14 protein-coding genes and 1 tRNA gene are annotated in these 15,916 nt (G+C 66.7%); 4 read left to right on the top strand and 11 right to left on the bottom strand.

Annotation, left to right across the window (positions count from 1 at the left end; genetic code table 11):
- Positions 1–86: 86 nt before the first annotated feature.
- The 4 genes from FIV50_RS04170 to FIV50_RS04155 all read right to left on the bottom strand — a co-directional run bounded on the left by FIV50_RS04170 (position 87) and on the right by FIV50_RS04155 (position 3,096).
- Positions 87–881 carry an enoyl-CoA hydratase/isomerase family protein gene (locus tag FIV50_RS04170; protein ID WP_140036336.1) on the bottom strand — a complete coding sequence of 265 codons (795 nt, stop codon included), beginning with the start codon at positions 879–881 and terminating at the stop codon, positions 87–89.
- Positions 882–927: 46 nt separating this feature from the next.
- On the bottom strand, positions 928–1,419 hold the full coding sequence (locus FIV50_RS04165) for an FBP domain-containing protein (RefSeq protein WP_140036335.1): 492 nt from the start codon (positions 1,417–1,419) through the stop codon (positions 928–930).
- 9 nt (positions 1,420–1,428) lie between these two features.
- Positions 1,429–2,319, bottom strand: coding sequence for a bile acid:sodium symporter family protein (locus FIV50_RS04160; RefSeq protein ID WP_140036334.1), 891 nt, complete (start codon positions 2,317–2,319; stop codon positions 1,429–1,431).
- Between the two features lie 69 nt (positions 2,320–2,388).
- Positions 2,389–3,096, bottom strand: a complete 708-nt coding sequence (locus tag FIV50_RS04155) for a FadR/GntR family transcriptional regulator (RefSeq protein ID WP_140036333.1) — start codon at positions 3,094–3,096, stop codon at positions 2,389–2,391.
- Between the two features lie 137 nt (positions 3,097–3,233).
- Between FIV50_RS04155 and FIV50_RS04150 the strand changes: the two genes are divergently transcribed.
- Complete coding sequence (locus tag FIV50_RS04150) at positions 3,234–4,643, top strand: GntP family permease (RefSeq protein ID WP_219846253.1); 1,410 nt, start codon at positions 3,234–3,236, stop codon at positions 4,641–4,643.
- Positions 4,644–4,653: 10 nt separating this feature from the next.
- Positions 4,654–5,169: a gluconokinase gene (locus tag FIV50_RS04145; protein ID WP_375137401.1), complete on the top strand. Its 516-nt coding sequence runs from the start codon at positions 4,654–4,656 to the stop codon at positions 5,167–5,169.
- Positions 5,170–5,274: 105 nt separating this feature from the next.
- Here FIV50_RS04145 and FIV50_RS04140 read toward each other — a convergent pair whose 3' ends face one another.
- The 4 genes from FIV50_RS04140 to FIV50_RS04125 all read right to left on the bottom strand — a co-directional run bounded on the left by FIV50_RS04140 (position 5,275) and on the right by FIV50_RS04125 (position 7,670).
- Complete coding sequence (locus FIV50_RS04140) at positions 5,275–5,748, bottom strand: heme-degrading domain-containing protein (RefSeq protein ID WP_140036331.1); 474 nt, start codon at positions 5,746–5,748, stop codon at positions 5,275–5,277.
- Between the two features lie 127 nt (positions 5,749–5,875).
- Positions 5,876–6,739 (bottom strand): FHA domain-containing protein, encoded by an 864-nt coding sequence (locus FIV50_RS04135; protein ID WP_140036330.1) that lies wholly within the window; start codon positions 6,737–6,739, stop codon positions 5,876–5,878.
- A gap of 15 nt (positions 6,740–6,754) precedes the next feature.
- Positions 6,755–7,021: a hypothetical protein gene (locus tag FIV50_RS04130; protein ID WP_140036329.1), complete on the bottom strand. Its 267-nt coding sequence runs from the start codon at positions 7,019–7,021 to the stop codon at positions 6,755–6,757.
- A gap of 151 nt (positions 7,022–7,172) precedes the next feature.
- The gene (locus FIV50_RS04125; RefSeq protein WP_140036328.1) at positions 7,173–7,670 is read right to left on the bottom strand and encodes a MarR family winged helix-turn-helix transcriptional regulator; all 498 of its coding nucleotides are present in this window, start codon (positions 7,668–7,670) and stop codon (positions 7,173–7,175) included.
- 79 nt (positions 7,671–7,749) lie between these two features.
- On the opposite strand from FIV50_RS04125, the gene FIV50_RS04120 reads away from it, so the two are divergent.
- The gene (locus tag FIV50_RS04120) at positions 7,750–9,867 is read left to right on the top strand and encodes an MMPL family transporter (protein WP_140036327.1); all 2,118 of its coding nucleotides are present in this window, start codon (positions 7,750–7,752) and stop codon (positions 9,865–9,867) included.
- Positions 9,868–9,963: 96 nt separating this feature from the next.
- On the opposite strand, the gene FIV50_RS04115 is transcribed toward FIV50_RS04120, so the two are convergent.
- A tRNA-Tyr gene (locus FIV50_RS04115) sits at positions 9,964–10,048 on the bottom strand.
- Positions 10,049–10,134: 86 nt separating this feature from the next.
- Positions 10,135–11,064: a carbohydrate kinase family protein gene (locus FIV50_RS04110; RefSeq protein ID WP_140036326.1), complete on the bottom strand. Its 930-nt coding sequence runs from the start codon at positions 11,062–11,064 to the stop codon at positions 10,135–10,137.
- 85 nt (positions 11,065–11,149) lie between these two features.
- Here FIV50_RS04110 and FIV50_RS04105 point away from each other — a divergent pair, with 85 nt between their 5' ends.
- Entirely contained in the window at positions 11,150–11,740 is a 591-nt protein-coding gene (locus FIV50_RS04105) for a DUF3558 domain-containing protein (RefSeq protein WP_140036325.1), read from the top strand.
- A 223-nt stretch (positions 11,741–11,963) separates the two neighbouring features.
- Here the strand turns inward: FIV50_RS04105 and rpoC are convergent, their stop codons facing one another.
- Positions 11,964–15,839: a DNA-directed RNA polymerase subunit beta' gene (gene rpoC / locus FIV50_RS04100; RefSeq protein ID WP_042539086.1), complete on the bottom strand. Its 3,876-nt coding sequence runs from the start codon at positions 15,837–15,839 to the stop codon at positions 11,964–11,966.
- Positions 15,840–15,916 lie beyond the last annotated feature (77 nt).

Below are 15,916 nucleotides of genomic sequence, written 5' to 3'. Positions count from 1 at the left end.
TTCATCCTTGCACGCGACGCCGCGAAGGCAGCCAGCGGCGGCGCGATCCGTGGATACATCGGAGCGAATCGGCTCCGGTGCAGCGGTCAGCGTTTGTGCGCGGAGGAGGCGGCGAAGGCGGCGATCCGAGCCTGGGCATCCGGCGTCGCCATGGCGGCGCCGATCGACCGCGCCTCCTCGCTCAGCTGCTCTGCGAACGTTCGCTCGGGCTGCGAGCGAACGAGTCGCTTGGCGTTTCCATAGGCCTCTGCGGCACCGGCCAGCCAGAAGCGGGCGACCTCTTCGGCGCGGGCTCGCACCAGGTCGGCTTCGTCCGCCGAGTCCGACCCTTCGACAGCCTCGGCGACGAGGCCCCATTCCACGGCCTCGGCGGCGGACAGCAGGCGGTCCTGCAGCACCAGCTGCAACGCCCGACGCTGTCCGACCGCCCGAGCGAGCTGGGCCGATACCGAGAGGTCGGGGGTGAGCCCGATGTTCGCGTAAAGACTGCCGAGGCGAGACCGCGAACCGACGACGGCGTAGTCACTGCTGAGCAGAATCCCGAGCCCACCGCCTGCCGTCGTGCCATGTGCTGCGGCGACGACCGGCACCGCCGACTCGGTGAGCGAGCGGATGCCGGTGTTGATCACCTCGGCGAGCGCGGTGATGTCGTCTGCGGACCCCATGGCCGTCGCCATGTCGATCACGTCGCCGCCGGCGCAGAACGCCGGGCCGGCGGCGTCGATCAGGATCGCCTTGACGTCTGACCGCGACGTGGCCTCTGCGGTCGCATCGCGCCAGGCGTGCGCCAGATCGGCATTGAAGGCGTTGAGCCTCGCGGGGCGGTTCAGCGTGAGCCGGGCCAGTCCCCCGTCGACGGCGAACAGGATGGCATCGTTCATGGCTTCTCCTTCGAGCACAGGACGTTGGCCACCAGGCTAACTGCGATCAGCTCTCGTCCCGCACCCGCTTGGCGAAAGCCTCCATACGCCGTCGGGTGCCGTCGAGGCGCATATCCACCTGTCCGGGTGCCAGCACCTCGTTGGGCGCGAGGGGGTGCGCAAGCCTCACGTTCTCGTGGCACGAGAGATCTGCGCAGATGTAGGTTCCCACCGAATCTCCGCGCAGCCCTGCCTCGCCGGCACGTCGGGCCGAGAAGAGCGCCACCTGGTTGCCTGGCTGCATTGTGTGGCAGATGTTGCACATCCCCGAACGCCCGCGGCCGGGGTCGGAGACTCGGAGGACGACTCCGGAGATCTCCCCCTCATGCTGGGTCAGGACATAGCCGCGACGCCCGGCGCTCGGATCGCGCCATGCGAAGAAGTCCAGGTAGTCCCAGTCGACGAGGACGAAGTCGTGCGGCATCTCCATGACTCGCAGCTCGTCCGCATCCGCGTTGACGAAGGACGAACGGATGTCTGCCTCGGTGAGCGCTCGCATCCGACCAGTCTATGAAGCTCGAGTCGGTGCGGAGGCCGAGTCCGCGGGCTCCGAGCGATCGCGGATGAGGAACCCGAAGCCGAACGCGACGAAGAACATCAGCACCCCGTAGACCGCCGCCGGCAGACTCAGCTCGACGGATCCGAGCACGGACTGGGCGATGACGATCGCGAGAGTCGCGTTGTGGATGCCGATCTCGAACGAGGTCGCGATCGCCTGACGTCGGCCGACGCGGAGCAGACGCGGCACGAGGAAGCCGATCGCGAGGCTGATCACGCAGAACAGCACGGTGATCAGTGCGAGCTGCGTGAAGTTCGCCACCAGCAGGGACCAGTTCGAGGCCACGGCCCCGCCGATCACGACGACGAGGATCACGACCGAGGCGATGCGCACCGGTTTGTCCATCCCCTCGGCGAACTTCGGTGCGAGTCGGCGGATGAGCATGCCGAGGGCGACGGGGAGCAGGACGATCGCGAACACCTCGAGAGCCTTCGCCCACTGCAGACCGAGCTGGTCGTCGAAGGGCTGGAAGTACGCGATCGCGAAGTTCGTGATGAGCGGCAGGGTGATCACGGCGATCACGGAATTGACGGCCGTGAGCGAGATGTTCAACGCGATGTCGCCACGGAACAGATGGCTGTACAGATTCGCGGTGGTGCCTCCCGGAGAGGCTGCGAGCATCATCATGCCGACGGCGAGCACAGGCGGCAACTCGAAGAGGAGCACGAGACCGAAGCAGATCGCCGGCAGGAGGATGAGCTGACAGAGCAGCGCGATGATCACCGCCTTCGGCTGCTTCAGCACTCGAGCGAAGTCGGCGAGCGTGAGGCTGAGACCGAGCCCCAGCATGATGATGCCGAGGGCGACGGGGAGTCCTATGGTGGTCAACGCTGATCCCATGGCACTCAGTGTGACGGATGCAGGGCCTCGGTGTCACCCGCTTCGCGCCGCAGACGCATGGGCGCGGCGCTACTCGGCGGCGCGCTGCATGGCCTCGTCAGCCTCCGAGACGATGTTGCGCATGGCGGTCGCCGCGGCATCCGCGTCGCCGCTCGCCACCGCGAACGCGACATCGCGATGCCACTGCACCGCGTTCTGGTTGGCCACGTGAGGCATGAGGGAGTGGGCGGTGCGCCCGCGGAGCACCGCCTCCACCGTGCCGCCGAGCGCGGCGAGCATCCCGTTGCCGGATGCGTCGAGGAGGAGCCGGTGGAATCGGATGTCGGCCATGAGGTATCGCTCGCGATCGGCCTCGTGGTCCTCCTGCCCCATCGCCACGACGAGCGAGACGAGGTCGACCCTCTGCTCCGAGGTGGCCGCGCCGGCCGCGAGACGCGCTGCGAGCGGCTCGATGACGGATCGCAGCTGGCTGAGTTCTCGCAGCTGCTCGTCACGGCCCGGGCCGGCGAGACGCCACGCGATGACCTCGGGGGCGTAGACGTTCCAGTCGGCCCTGGGCCGCACCTCGACGCCGGACTTGCGGCGGACCCAGACGAGTCCGAAGGACTCCAGAACGCGAACGGCCTCACGCGCGGCCGAGCGGGACACGCCTCTCTCGCTAGCCAGCTCGACAGTGAGCATCCGCGAGCCCGGCGGGTGCTCACCGTCGACGATCGCCCTACCGAGCTCGGCGACGAGCGAGTCGTGCACAGGGCTTCCGGCGCCGGAGACGGTCATATGTCGAGTATGCCCGTCTCCGGCTCCTCAGACGGTGCATCTCACACTCATGTTTCGATTATGTTGCGCATGACGTGGTATGCGTGCTTATTATGTACGGCATAAGGTCGTAAACCACGCCCGGATCAAGGAAGCTCATGGCACTCTTCACCCCCGCCACCGACGCGATCATGGCGGCAGTCACCGACACTGCCACGCCGGACCGCCCCGCTGGTCAGCTGATCACCGCAGCAGTACTGGGGATCGCGATCATCATCGTCCTCATCACCTGGGTGAAGCTGCACCCCTTCCTCTCGCTCACGATCGGCGCACTCGCCACCGGCGCAATCGCGGGCATGGACATCAGCGCATCCGTCACCAGCTTCTCGACCGGCTTCGGCACGACCATGGGTGGCGTCGGCATCCTGATCGCGCTCGGCGCGATCTACGGCAAGCTCCTCGCCGACTCGGGCGGCGCCGATCGCATCGTCGACACTCTCGTCAGCCGGGCCAGCGCCCGCTCGCTGCCCTGGGTCATGGGACTCATCGGCGCCGTGATCGGCCTTCCGATGTTCTTCGAGGTCGGCCTCGTGCTCCTCGTGCCTGTCATCATCCTCGTCGCCCGCCGCTCGGGTGCGCCGCTCATGCGCATCGCGATCCCGACGCTCGCCGGCCTCTCGGCCATGCACGGCCTCGTGCCCCCGCACCCCGGCCCTCTCGCGGCTATCGATGCCCTCGGAGCGAACCTCGGCCTCACTCTCGCCTTCGGTGTGATCGTCGCGATCCCCGCCGTGATCATCTCGGGTCCCCTCTTCGCGCGTTTCGCCGAGCGCTGGGTCGATGTGCCAGTGCCCGAGCTGTTCGTCACCGAAGAGGACGAGGGCGTCGAACAGCGTCGTCGCCCCTCGTTCGGCGCCACGCTCTTCAGCATCCTGCTGCCCGTGTTCCTCATGCTCGCGAAGGCCGTCGCCGACATCTCGGCCGCAGGGTCGGACGCCCCTTGGAAGCTCGCTCTCGACTTCCTCGGCACCCCGGTCATCGCGCTGCTCATCGCCGTGCTCGCCGGCTTCTTCATCCTCGGACGCGGCGCCGGCTTCGACCGCACCAAGATCAACGACATCGTCGGATCGTCGCTCGGCCCGATCGCCGGCATCCTGCTGATCGTCGGTGCCGGCGGCGGTTTCAAGCAGGTGCTGGTCGACACCGGCATCGGAGACGTGATCGCCCAGTTCGTCTCCGGCTCCTCGGTCTCGGTGCTGATCCTCGCCTGGTTGGTGGCCGTGGTCATCCGCATCGCCACCGGATCGGCGACCGTCGCAACGATCACCGCCGCCGGCATCCTGCAGCCGCTCACCGAGACTCTCGACTCCCCCATGGTCGCGCTGCTCGTGCTCGCGATCGGCTCGGGATCGGTGTTCCTGTCGCACGTCAACGACGCGGGCTTCTGGCTCATCAAGGAGTACTTCGGCCTCAGCATCCCGCAGACTCTGAAGTCATGGACAGTACTCGAATGCCTCATCTCGGTCACCGGCCTCGCCGGAGTCCTCGTCCTGAGCCTCTTCGTCTGAGCGCGCCATGATGTCCGTCAACGCACCCGTCCTCGTCTTCATGGGCGTCGCCAGTACCGGAAAATCGACAGTCGCGGCCATGCTCGCCGGCCGGCTCGGCTGGGCCTTCGAAGAGGGCGACGACCTGCACCCCGAGGCGAACGTCGCCAAGATGGCGGCCGGCCATGCGCTCAACGACGACGACCGCTGGCCCTGGCTCGACCGCATCGCCGAGTGGATCGACGAACGCGTCGAGGCGGGCGAGCCCGGCATCGTCACGTGCTCGGCGCTGCGCCGCAGCTACCGCGACGTGCTTCGCCGGGATGCGGTCACGTTCGTGCACTTCACCGGCTCGCGCGAACTGATCCTCGATCGGATGCTGCGCCGTCAGGGTCACTTCATGCCGGCCACGCTGCTCGACTCGCAGTTCGCCACGCTCGAGCCGCTGGAAGACGACGAGAGGGCGATCGAGATCGACATCGCGCTGACGCCCGCCGAGCAGGCAGCACAGATCGCCTCACGGCTGCGCCTGCACCCCGACTACTGAGACGATTCCTGGGCTCGAGACACTGAAGAGTCATGAGGAACTCGATGCGGAACCCTTTGCGGACACTGCTCGTGGCGCTGTTGCGCGAGCAGAGCGCTCGGTGCTTCACCCGGCGAGCAGCTCCAACGCCGTGATCCCCTCGACGACGAGGTCGTGATCATCCGCTGACGGAAGCCCCGACACGGTCGCGACGGCGACGACGCCCACACCTTCGACACGGATGGGCACCGCGCCTCCGGCGACCGCATACGTGACGGGGTCGAGCCATCCAGGCTCGAACATGTCGCGCCCGCCGCTGGCGACACGTGCTTCGAGCAGCGCGGTGCTGGTCTCGAACCGCAGGGCGGTCGCGGCCTTCTTCTGCACCCAGGCGTCGTTGTCGGCCGTCGCACCAGGCAGCGATGCGTGGAACAGGATGCCGGAGGCGGTGCGCACATCGACCGCAACCGGAGCTCCCTGCGCCAGCGCCCGCTCTGCGATGGACCTCCCGAGCTGCCATGCGTCCGCGCGGTCGAACCGACGCAGGACCAGGTCGACGTGCTCTTTCTCCAGCTGCGCGAGCCTCGTCTGGTCAGTCATCAGCAGTGCCTCTTTCGTAGATGGTTCGCCTGAGACTGTAGCCGCCGCACATCGCTGCTCACGAAACGCGCGCCGCGCCCTGAGCACCCCGAGCTCGATGGGGCTCCCCTCCTTTGGGCGGAAGCGGTCAGCCGAGCTCGCCCGAGCCGTACGGTCGCACCGGTTGCTGCTTCTGGAACTCGTACTCGCCTCCCTGGCGTCCACCGAAGGGACGCCCGTGGTCGGCGAACTCCTCCCGGTAGTACGCCAGGCGCCATGGCCCGATCTCGATGCGAGATCCGGTCCGCAGGATCCTGGCGTTCTCCGTGCTGTGCGGGAGATTCGGTCGACCACCGCCGGTCGCCGCGTACGAATAGAGGACGTACTCGTCGTCGTCGTTATGACGGACTTCGGCATGGCGGGCTTCGAGCCCCTCCAACCGCAGGTCGGCGTCTGGTCCGGAACCGATGACCGTGCGCCCCGGGAGCAGGTCGAACTCTCGAGGCCTGCTGAGGTTCCAGTCGCCCGAGCCGACCGCGAAGATCAACCGAGGACGACCGGAGCCGGGAAGGTAGTGGGTCGTCGTGACTCGCCGCCGCACTCTCCGGGCCACCGTGGGGACGAGGGGGAACGGCGTCGAGGGAGGGACGGGAAGCCGGAAGCCGCTGCCGTGCTCCCGGTGCTGGGCCTCAGACAGAAGCGTCGAGAGATGCCCCAGTTTGATGTGCGAGGAGCCGGCGATCGCCCGGCCCACGGGCCCCGATTTCACATCCCCGAACTGAACGAGAGTCCCCCGCGGCCCTTCCACACGCACACGGATTCCGCGCCGCGCGAGTCCATCGGCGAGCGGTACGAGCTGAGTCAGGTCACGACGGCTCATGCTGCCGAGCCCCGGGGTGGATTCAAGCGTGACGACGACCTCCTGACCCTCAGCTCTGACGCTGAACCGCGTCGGAGGGCCGTCGTCCGGGCTGGCCTGCTCGACCTGCAGGTCGATATCGAGGCGGATCATCGGAGAAGCTCGTTCTCAGACCGAGCCCGTGCCACCGGACGCGCTGTCGCTGGTCGTCACCCGTAGGGTGCCGTTGAACTTCCACGTCGCCCGCGGCGCGTCAGGTCCGATGTCGCGAGGCACCTCGACGGTCATGTCGTCGAACGTATAGTTGACGGCGGCGCCACGACCGGTGAGGTAGGCCCACATCTCCCGTCCGAGATCTGTCCAATCGGTGATCGACGCGCCGGTCGGCCCCGAGGCCGAGTCGAACAGCTCCGTCGGTTCATTCGGATCGCTCATGGCGTGCTCCTTTGCTGAGACCATGTCCTGTGGATCAGATTATGCGCCCGCTGCACCGAGGTGTCCAGGGATTTCTGAACACCGTCTAGAAATCCCTGGACACGGCGGGCGTCGGAGATCGCTGCAAGCCGCGCCATCCGCGACTCGTTTCTCAGTCCGGGGCCGAGATCCCGATGCTGGCGTGTACGCGCAGTGACTCGGTGACCTGTCGGAGGTACCTGGTGATCACGTCCTGTTCCTGTGGTGTGAAGGAGTCCAGCTCCGCATCGACACCCATGATCATCGGGATCAGACGCCCCATCGCCTTGTCGCGGGACTCGGGCCGCGGAGCGACGAGGATGCCTCGACGGTCGTTCGGGCGAGGCTCTCGCGAGACATGCCCGAGCGCGACGAGGCGATCGACGGAAGTGGTGGTCGCCCCCGCAGAGAGCCCCACTCTCCGAGCGAGCTCGGTCGGAGCCAGCGGTCCGCTCATGATCAGGTGCTCCATGACCTGGAGGTCGGTGGGGTTGACACCCAGCTCGTCGGCGAGGGAGGACTCGAACAGCTCGCTGAGTTCGAGGAAGTCTCGCAGCAGCGCCGTCGCCGGTCGGGCAGGCGCGAACGCTGCTCTCTCGATCTCTGGTGATGGCCCCTCGCTCGCTTGCATACCCTCCACGATATCGCTACTCTCTTTCGATAGTCATATAATTCGATCATCGAACTACTATCCAAGGTGGGGAATTCTCGTGAGTGCTCTGACCCGTTTCCTGACGTCCGCCAAGACGTCATGGATCATCCTCGTCGTGACCGCGGTCGCAGCCGCCGCGCTCTTCGCGCTCGCGGGGAGCGAGGAGTCCGAAACCGCCCCTTCCGTGGGGCTCCCCTCGTCGGCGGAATCGGTCAAGGTCGACGAGCTTCTGGAGGAGTTCACGAGTGCGGAGGCGACCTCTGCGCTCGTCGTGTTCGCCGCCGAAGATGGCGAGCTGGACGCTGACGCCCTCGCTCTGATCAATGAGAAGGCCTTCGGCGATCTGGCGGATCTCTCACGCGACGGTGCCGTCCCACCCGCGCAGATCTCAGACGACGGAACGGTCGCACTGGCGATCGTGCCCCTCGAGCCGGAGCCCGACGTCGCAGCACAGTCCGCCCGCGCACAGGAGATCCGCGACATCTCCGCCGCGGATCTCGATGGGGTACGCGTCTATCTCACCGGCGCCGAGGGTTTCGAAGTCGACATCGCCGCTGTCTTCGACGGAGCGGACTTCACCCTGCTGCTCACCACCGTCATCGTCGTCGCGGTACTTCTTCTGATCACGTACCGCAGCCCCTGGCTGTGGATCGTCCCACTGGTCGTCATCGGCCTGGCAGACGCCCTCGCCGGGATCGTCGCGCGACAGGTGGCGAGTGCCGTGGGCATCCAGCTCGACGCGTCGATCACCGGCATCCTGTCGGTGCTCGTCTTCGGCGCGGGAACGAACTATGCGCTCCTGCTGATCGCCCGATACCGAGACGAACTGCGGTTGCACGAGGATCGCAGGGAAGCGATGCAACGGGCTCTTCGCGGAGCGGGTCCGGCCATCATCGCCAGCGGATCGACCGTCGCTCTCGCGCTCCTCACTCTGCTTCTCGCCGAGATCGCCGGCAACCGTGCGCTGGGACTGGCGTGCGCCGTGGGGATCCTCGTCGCCATGTTCTTCGCGCTCTTCGTGCTCCCCGCTGCCCTCGTGCTGTTCGGTCGCGGTCTGTTCTGGCCCTACATCCCCCGGTTCAACTCGCCCGACGCCATCTCGCGCAGCGTCTGGGGCAAGCTCGGTCGCGGGGTGTCCAAGCGGCCGGTCCTGGTGGCGTCCGTCGGCTTCGTGGTGCTCGGCGCCATGGCCAGCGGCCTGCTTTTCGTGCAGACCGGACTGTCGCAGAATGACCGTTTCCTGCAGAAGCCTGAGGCGGTGCAGGGCCAGGAGGTTCTCGCCGATGCATTCTCGGCCGGGACCACCTCCCCCGCGATCGTCGTCGTCCCTCTCGATGACGCCGACGCGGCCGTTGCCACCCTCGGAGATCTCGACGGCGTCGATTCGGCGACCATGGGAGAGACGACGGATGAGCTGGCGAGGATCGATGTCACCCTCGATGCCAGCGCCGAGACCGAGGCGGCGTTCGCGACAGTGGAGCGCATGCGCGCGGCTCTCGATGACGTCGGATCCGGCGAGGGGCTCGTCGGCGGCCTCGACTCCCAGGCGCTCGATGTGGCCGATGCGCAGGCTCGGGATCAGGCTCTCCTCATCCCGCTCATCCTTGCGCTGGTCTTCGTCGTCCTCGTCCTTCTCCTTCGGGCGTTCGTCGCGCCGTTGCTGCTCCTGATCGCCGTCGTGGCCAGCTTCTTCTCGGCCATCGGGCTGAGCTGGTGGCTCTTCCAGTCCCCGCTCTTCGGCTTCCCCGCCATCGACACGAACGTGCTGCTGTTCAGCTTCCTGTTCCTTGTCGCGCTCGGCGTCGACTACAGCATCTTCCTCGTCACTCGAGCGAAAGAGGAGGCCGAACACCTCGGGACCACGCAGGGAATGATCCGCGCTCTCGCCGCGACAGGCGCCGTGATCACCAGCGCCGGCATCCTGCTCGCCGCGGTGTTCGCCGTGCTCGGAGTCCTGCCACTCATCACGCTGACGCAGATCGGCATCATCGTCTGCATCGGTGTGCTGATCGACACGCTCCTCGTGCGCACCGTCATCGTCCCGGCGCTCGCCTTCATCACCAAAGACGCCTTCTGGTGGCCCCGCCGTCCCCCGCTCTCCGACGCCGAGGCCGCCCGGCAGGGAACTGATGCGCTTTCCACCGAACAGAGGCCCGAAGTCGTGAGCGTCGGCTAGGAGAGCAGATCCTCGCCACGACAGGACAACAGGCTCAGAGTCCGAGAACACAGAAATGAGAAACGCCCCCGCAGTACGGGGGCGTTTCTCATCGTGTGGTGGCGAGTGAGGGATTCGAACCCCCGAATGCTGAGCAGTCTGATTTACAGTCAGATCCCTTTGGCCGCTTGGGTAACTCGCCAGAGCGCACCCGTCCGACTTCGACAGCCAACCGGGGGCACGATAGATAATCATACCTGCCGAGGGCAGGCGTGAGAAATCGAGCGGTCAGCTCCCGAAGACGCCCTGGTCGGGGTCGGCCAGTGACTCCGGAGTCCGCAGCAGGCCGCCCTCGGCGCGACAGGTCGCGGCGGCCACATCCATCGCTCGAACGAGCAGCTGCCGCCACCCGTCGGCATCGGAGGGCGTGCCGTGCGCCAATCCCGCGGCCACAGCGGCGAGGGTCGCATCGCCGGCTCCGACGGTGTCGACGACGCGACCGGGCAGCGTCGAGATCGGCGCCGTGACGATTCCGGCATCCGACTCGAGCGCCGCGCCATCCGCACCCGCGGTCGCGAGGACCGCGCTGACACCGAGGGCACGCAACCGTGCCCTGAGGGCGTCGAGATCGCCGTCATAGAGAAGCGACGCATCATCGGCGCCGACCTTGACGATCGATGCCCCGGCAGCCGCACGCTCGAAACCGCGCACGAACTCGGCACGGTCACTCAGCATCCCCGAACGCGGGTTCGGGTCTACGGCGAGACGAGCATCGCCGACAGCCTCGAGCAGCGCATCGACCTCGGCAGGCACGTCGAAGGGGAAGCAGCTGACGGCCACGAGACCCGAATCGGCGATCGCGTCGACTGCCTCATCGGAATAGCGGATGCTGCGCCTCTGCGCCGCCTCATTGAAGACGTAGACGGGCTCGCCGTCCGGCCCGCGCTGGACGATCGCACGGGACGAGCCCAGCGGCGCCTCGCTCGCGATCAGCCGCACGTCGTGATCGTCGAGGTACTCGCGGATGTGCGCACCCGCTTCGTCTTCTCCGACCATCGCGATCAGTGTCGTCGGCACACCCAGCCGGCGAAGGCCTACGGCGACGTTCAGCGCCGCGCCGCCGACCAGCTCTCGCACCCCGCCGCCGTCGTGGATCTCGTCGATCAGCGCATCTCCGACGACGACAGCACCGGATGCTCGGGAGGATTCATCACTCATTCTGCCGACACTACCGCGCGAGCGGCTTCTGCGACGGTTCGCGCGGCTTCCCTGCGCCAGACCCCTTCAGCGCTACGGTGAGCGCATGAACGCGCGAATCGCCGCCGGAGCTGCGGCTCTCCTGCTCGTCGCAGTGCTCGCCGGCTGCGGTTCCTCCGGCTCGGGATCCGCCGCGCCGAGCGAATCCGGGGAGCCGTCGTCGAGTTCGACGCCCGATGAGTCGGCGGGCCCGAAGGCGTCCCCCACTCCGACAGCGACGCCGATCGCGCTGCCGACGGACTGCCGTGCCATCTTGTCGGACGACGTACTCGCACAGCTCGACGGCATCCCCCTCAACGATGCGAGCGCCGGCCCCTCCGGCGTCGGCGACGACGGGATCCTCACCTGCATCTGGCGCGATCCCCGCGCCGACACCACCAGCCTCGTCACGACCATCTCTCTCATGAACCGCGGCCCCGCGCTCGACATGCTCAACGCGCTCGTCACGACCGAGGGGTTCAGCTGCTTCACCCCCGACGGCGGAACCCGGTGCGAGAAGACCTGGCCGAACGAGCAGTACCCCGTGACGGACGGCCGCACCCTGTTCTGGCGCGACGACATCCTCATCGACACCCGGTACTCGAACCTGGCCCCCGACGGCTACACCTCGAGCATCGTGGCGTATCTCTTCGACTGACCGGTTCGTCTGGCTGCCGCCGACAGCCCGGCACCTCCGAACCCGGGCACCGTTTCGGATGCCGGGCACGACACGCCGGGCTGACGGCCCCCGTGACGGCGCGTCGCCACCCAACTCCGAAGTTGTGCCCGCGAAACACAAGACAGGTCGCCGTGCCGACGGCATCCGGGCACGAAGAAGGCCCCGGGCGAATCGCCCGGGGCCTTCTCACTCACTCAGTACGTCAATTGTACGTACCCGGCGTGATGTCGTCCGTCGAGAACGCGTCGAAGTCGACGTAGCCGAAGTCGCCGTCAGCGTACGCGCCGTCGGATGCGAAGATCCGGTTCGGGTAGCGCTCGCTCTTGGCTTCCTCGGTGGCCTCGACCGTGACGTCGCGGTACTTCGAGAGACCGGTTCCGGCGGGGATGAGCTTACCGATGATGACGTTCTCCTTGAGACCGACCAGCGGGTCGCGCTTGCCCTGCATCGCAGCCTCGGTGAGCACGCGGGTCGTCTCCTGGAAGGAGGCGGCCGACAGCCACGACTCCGTCGCGAGCGACGCCTTCGTGATACCCATCAGCTCCGAACGACCGGACGCGGGGCGCTTGCCCTCTGCCACAGCCTCGCGGTTGATCGCCTGGTAGCGCTTGAGGTCGACCATCTCACCCGGAAGCAGGGTCGTGTCGGCGTGATCGACGACGGTGACCTTGCGGAGCATCTGACGGACGATGACCTCGATGTGCTTGTCGTGGATCGGCACACCCTGCGAGCGGTACACGCCCTGGACGCCACCGACGAGGTAACGCTGCACCTCGCGGGCACCCATGACACGCATGACCTCCTTGGGGTCGAGCGTTCCGACCAGGAGCGGCTGACCGACGCTGACGTGCTGACCGTCCTCGACCAGAAGCGTCGCACGCTTCAGGACCGGGTAGATCACTTCCTCGTCGCCGTTGTCGGGCGTCAGGATGAGCCTCTTGGCCTTGTCCGTCTCGTCGATCGTGATGCGACCGTCGGCCTCTGCGATCGGCGACGCAGCCTTGGGGGTACGCGCCTCGAAGAGCTCCTGCACGCGGGGCAGACCCTGCGTGATGTCATCGGCCGAAGCCGAACCACCGGTGTGGAAGGTACGCATCGTCAGCTGGGTACCGGGCTCACCGATCGACTGGGCCGCGATGATGCCGACGGCCTCTCCGATGTCGACGGTCTTACCCGTCGCGAGCGAACGGCCGTAGCACTGTGCGCAGACACCGACAGCCGAGTCACAGGTGAGGACGGAGCGCACCTTGATGCTCTCGACCCCCAGTGCGACCAGCTTGTCGATGAGCACGTCACCCACGTCGTCACCGGCAGAAGCGAGAACCTCGCCCTTGCTGTCGACCACGTCGGAGGCCAGCGTACGAGCGAACACCGAGTTCTCGACGTTCGCGTCGCGCACCAGCTCGCCCTGCGAGTTCGGAGCGGCGATCGGGAGCTCGAGGCCCTTCGACGTGCCACAGTCCTCTTCGCGGATGATGACGTCCTGCGAGACATCCACCAGACGACGGGTCAGGTAACCCGAGTCGGCGGTACGCAGAGCGGTGTCAGCCAGACCCTTACGGGTACCGTGCGTCGCGATGAAGTACTCCGCCACCGACAGTCCCTCGCGGTACGAGGAGATGATCGGACGCGGGATGATCTCACCCTTGGGGTTGTTGACGAGACCACGCATACCGGCGATGTTCCGGATCTGCAGCCAGTTACCACGAGCACCCGACGACACCATGCGGTTGATGGTGTTGTCTTCGGGGAAGTTCGCCCGCATCGCGGCCTGAACCTCGTCCGTGGCCTCGGTCCAGATCTTGATGAGCTCCTGGCGACGCTCGGTGTCGGTCGTCAGGCCCTTCTCGTACTGGGACTGGACCTTCGCGGCCTGCTTCTCGTAGCCGGCGACGATCTCAGCCTTGTTCGGCGGCGTCAGGATGTCGCTCAGAGCGACGGTCACACCCGAGCGCGTGGCCCAGTAGAAACCGGCGTCCTTGATGCGGTCCAGCGACGCAGCCGTCTCGACCTTGGGGTACTCCTCAGCCAGCTTGTTGACGATCTGCGACAGCTTGTTCTTGTCAGCCTGCTCGCGGACGAAGGGGTATCCCTTGGGCAGCGTGTCGTTGAAGATCGCCTGGCCGAGCGATGCGTCGACGAGACCGTGACGCTCGTAGCCCTCGGGAGCTTCGCCCTCGAGGAACGTCAGACCCGGGATGCGGATGCGGACCTTGGCCTGCAGGTCGAGGGTTCCCTCGTCCTTGGCCAGGATCGCCTCGCCCACCGAACCGAATGCGCGGCCCTCACCGGCTGCGCCCGCCTTGACCGTGGTCAGGTGGTGCAGACCGATGATCATGTCCTGCGAAGGCAGGGTCACCGGGCGGCCGTCGGACGGCTTCAGGATGTTGTTCGACGCGAGCATCAGCACGCGGGCCTCGGCCTGAGCCTCGACCGACAGCGGCAGGTGGACAGCCATCTGGTCACCGTCGAAGTCGGCGTTGAACGCCGCGCAGACGAGCGGGTGCAGCTGGATGGCCTTGCCCTCGACGAGCTGAGGCTCGAAGGCCTGGATGCCCAGACGGTGCAGGGTGGGTGCACGGTTGAGCAGCACGGGACGCTCGCGGATGATCTCCTCGAGCACGTCCCAGACCTCGGGACGGGTGCGCTCGACAGCGCGCTTGGCTGCCTTGATGTTCTGCGAGTGACCGAGGTCGATCAGGCGCTTGATCACGAACGGCTTGAAGAGCTCCAGAGCCATCTGCTTGGGCAGACCGCACTGGTGCAGCTTCAGCTGCGGTCCGACGATGATGACCGAACGGCCGGAGTAGTCGACACGCTTTCCGAGCAGGTTCTGACGGAAGCGACCCTGCTTGCCCTTCAGCATGTCGCTGAGGGACTTCAGGGCGCGGTTGCCGGTACCGGTGACGGGACGACCACGGCGACCGTTGTCGAACAGTGCGTCGACGGCCTCCTGCAGCATCCGCTTCTCGTTGTTGACGATGATCTCGGGGGCACCGAGGTCGATCAGGCGACGAAGACGGTTGTTGCGGTTGATCACACGACGGTAGAGGTCGTTGAGGTCGGAGGTCGCGAAGCGGCCACCGTCGAGCTGCACCATCGGGCGCAGCTCCGGCGGGATCACCGGGACGACGTCGAGAACCATGGCGGCCGGGCTCATGCCGGTCTCCAGGAACGAGTTGACGACCTTCAGACGCTTGATCGCGCGGATCTTGCGCTGACCCTTGCCCTCGGAAATCTGCAGGTGCAGGCTCTCGGCCTCTGCTGCCAGGTCGAACGCCGCGAGGCGACGCTGGATCGACTCGGCACCCATGTAGGCCTCGAAGTACTGACCGAAGCGGTCCTGGAGCTCGTGGAAGACGTCGTCTTCCGGACGCAGTGCGCCGACCTCGAGGGTGCGGAAGTCTTCCCACACGCGCTCGAGCTTGGCGATCGCCTCGTCGGCACCCTTGCGGATGAGCGACATCTCCTTCTCGGCGGCGTCCTTGACCTTCTTCTTCGCGTCGGCCTTGGCGCCCTCGGCCTCGAGGGAAGCGAGCTCCTCCTCCAGGCGTGCCAGGCGCTCGGCGATCTTCGCGTCGCGACGGTCTCCGAGCGTCTTCAGCTCGAGACGGATGTTGTTCTCCTGCGTGCCCAGGTCGCGGTGACGAGCATCCTCGTCGACCGAGATGACCATGTAGGCGGCGAAGTAGATGACCTTCTCGAGGTCCTTCGGCGCCATGTCGAGCAGGTAGCCCAGACGCGACGGAACACCCTTGAAGTACCAGATGTGGGTGACGGGTGCGGCGAGCTCGATGTGACCCATGCGCTCACGACGGACCGAGGACTTGGTGACCTCGACGCCGCAGCGCTCGCAGACGATGCCCTTGAAGCGGACACGCTTGTACTTTCCGCAGGCGCACTCCCAGTCACGGGACGGGCCGAAGATCTGCTCTCCGAAGAGACCGTCCTTCTCCGGCTTCAGGGTGCGGTAGTTGATGGTTTCAGGCTTCTTGACCTCGCCGTAGGACCAGGCGCGGATGTGGTCCGCGGTGGCCAGACCGATGCGAAGCTCATCGAAAGTGTTTGACTCGAGCACAAATTCTCCTGTGTAGGAATTCTTTTTGAAGAAATCGGGGAGGTGGGCCGCCGACCGAGCATGCTGCTCAGTCGGCG

Source organism: Microbacterium foliorum (genome assembly GCF_006385575.1).
GTDB lineage: Bacteria > Actinomycetota > Actinomycetes > Actinomycetales > Microbacteriaceae > Microbacterium > Microbacterium foliorum_B.
This window is presented reverse-complemented; position numbering and strand designations above follow the sequence as displayed.

Bases quoted from the DNA above. Each gene is read 5' to 3' on its own strand.
- FIV50_RS04170 (WP_140036336.1), bottom strand. From the start codon at position 881: ATGAACGATGCCATCCTGTTCGCCGTCGACGGGGGACTGGCCCGGCTC.
- FIV50_RS04165 (WP_140036335.1), bottom strand. From the start codon at position 1,419: ATGCGAGCGCTCACCGAGGCAGACATCCGTTCGTCCTTCGTCAACGCG.
- FIV50_RS04160 (WP_140036334.1), bottom strand. From the start codon at position 2,319: ATGGGATCAGCGTTGACCACCATAGGACTCCCCGTCGCCCTCGGCATC.
- FIV50_RS04155 (WP_140036333.1), bottom strand. From the start codon at position 3,096: ATGACCGTCTCCGGCGCCGGAAGCCCTGTGCACGACTCGCTCGTCGCC.
- FIV50_RS04150 (WP_219846253.1), top strand. From the start codon at position 3,234: ATGGCACTCTTCACCCCCGCCACCGACGCGATCATGGCGGCAGTCACC.
- FIV50_RS04145 (WP_375137401.1), top strand. From the start codon at position 4,654: ATGTCCGTCAACGCACCCGTCCTCGTCTTCATGGGCGTCGCCAGTACC.
- FIV50_RS04140 (WP_140036331.1), bottom strand. From the start codon at position 5,748: ATGACTGACCAGACGAGGCTCGCGCAGCTGGAGAAAGAGCACGTCGAC.
- FIV50_RS04135 (WP_140036330.1), bottom strand. From the start codon at position 6,739: ATGATCCGCCTCGATATCGACCTGCAGGTCGAGCAGGCCAGCCCGGAC.
- FIV50_RS04130 (WP_140036329.1), bottom strand. From the start codon at position 7,021: ATGAGCGATCCGAATGAACCGACGGAGCTGTTCGACTCGGCCTCGGGG.
- FIV50_RS04125 (WP_140036328.1), bottom strand. From the start codon at position 7,670: ATGCAAGCGAGCGAGGGGCCATCACCAGAGATCGAGAGAGCAGCGTTC.
- FIV50_RS04110 (WP_140036326.1), bottom strand. From the start codon at position 11,064: ATGAGTGATGAATCCTCCCGAGCATCCGGTGCTGTCGTCGTCGGAGAT.
- FIV50_RS04105 (WP_140036325.1), top strand. From the start codon at position 11,150: ATGAACGCGCGAATCGCCGCCGGAGCTGCGGCTCTCCTGCTCGTCGCA.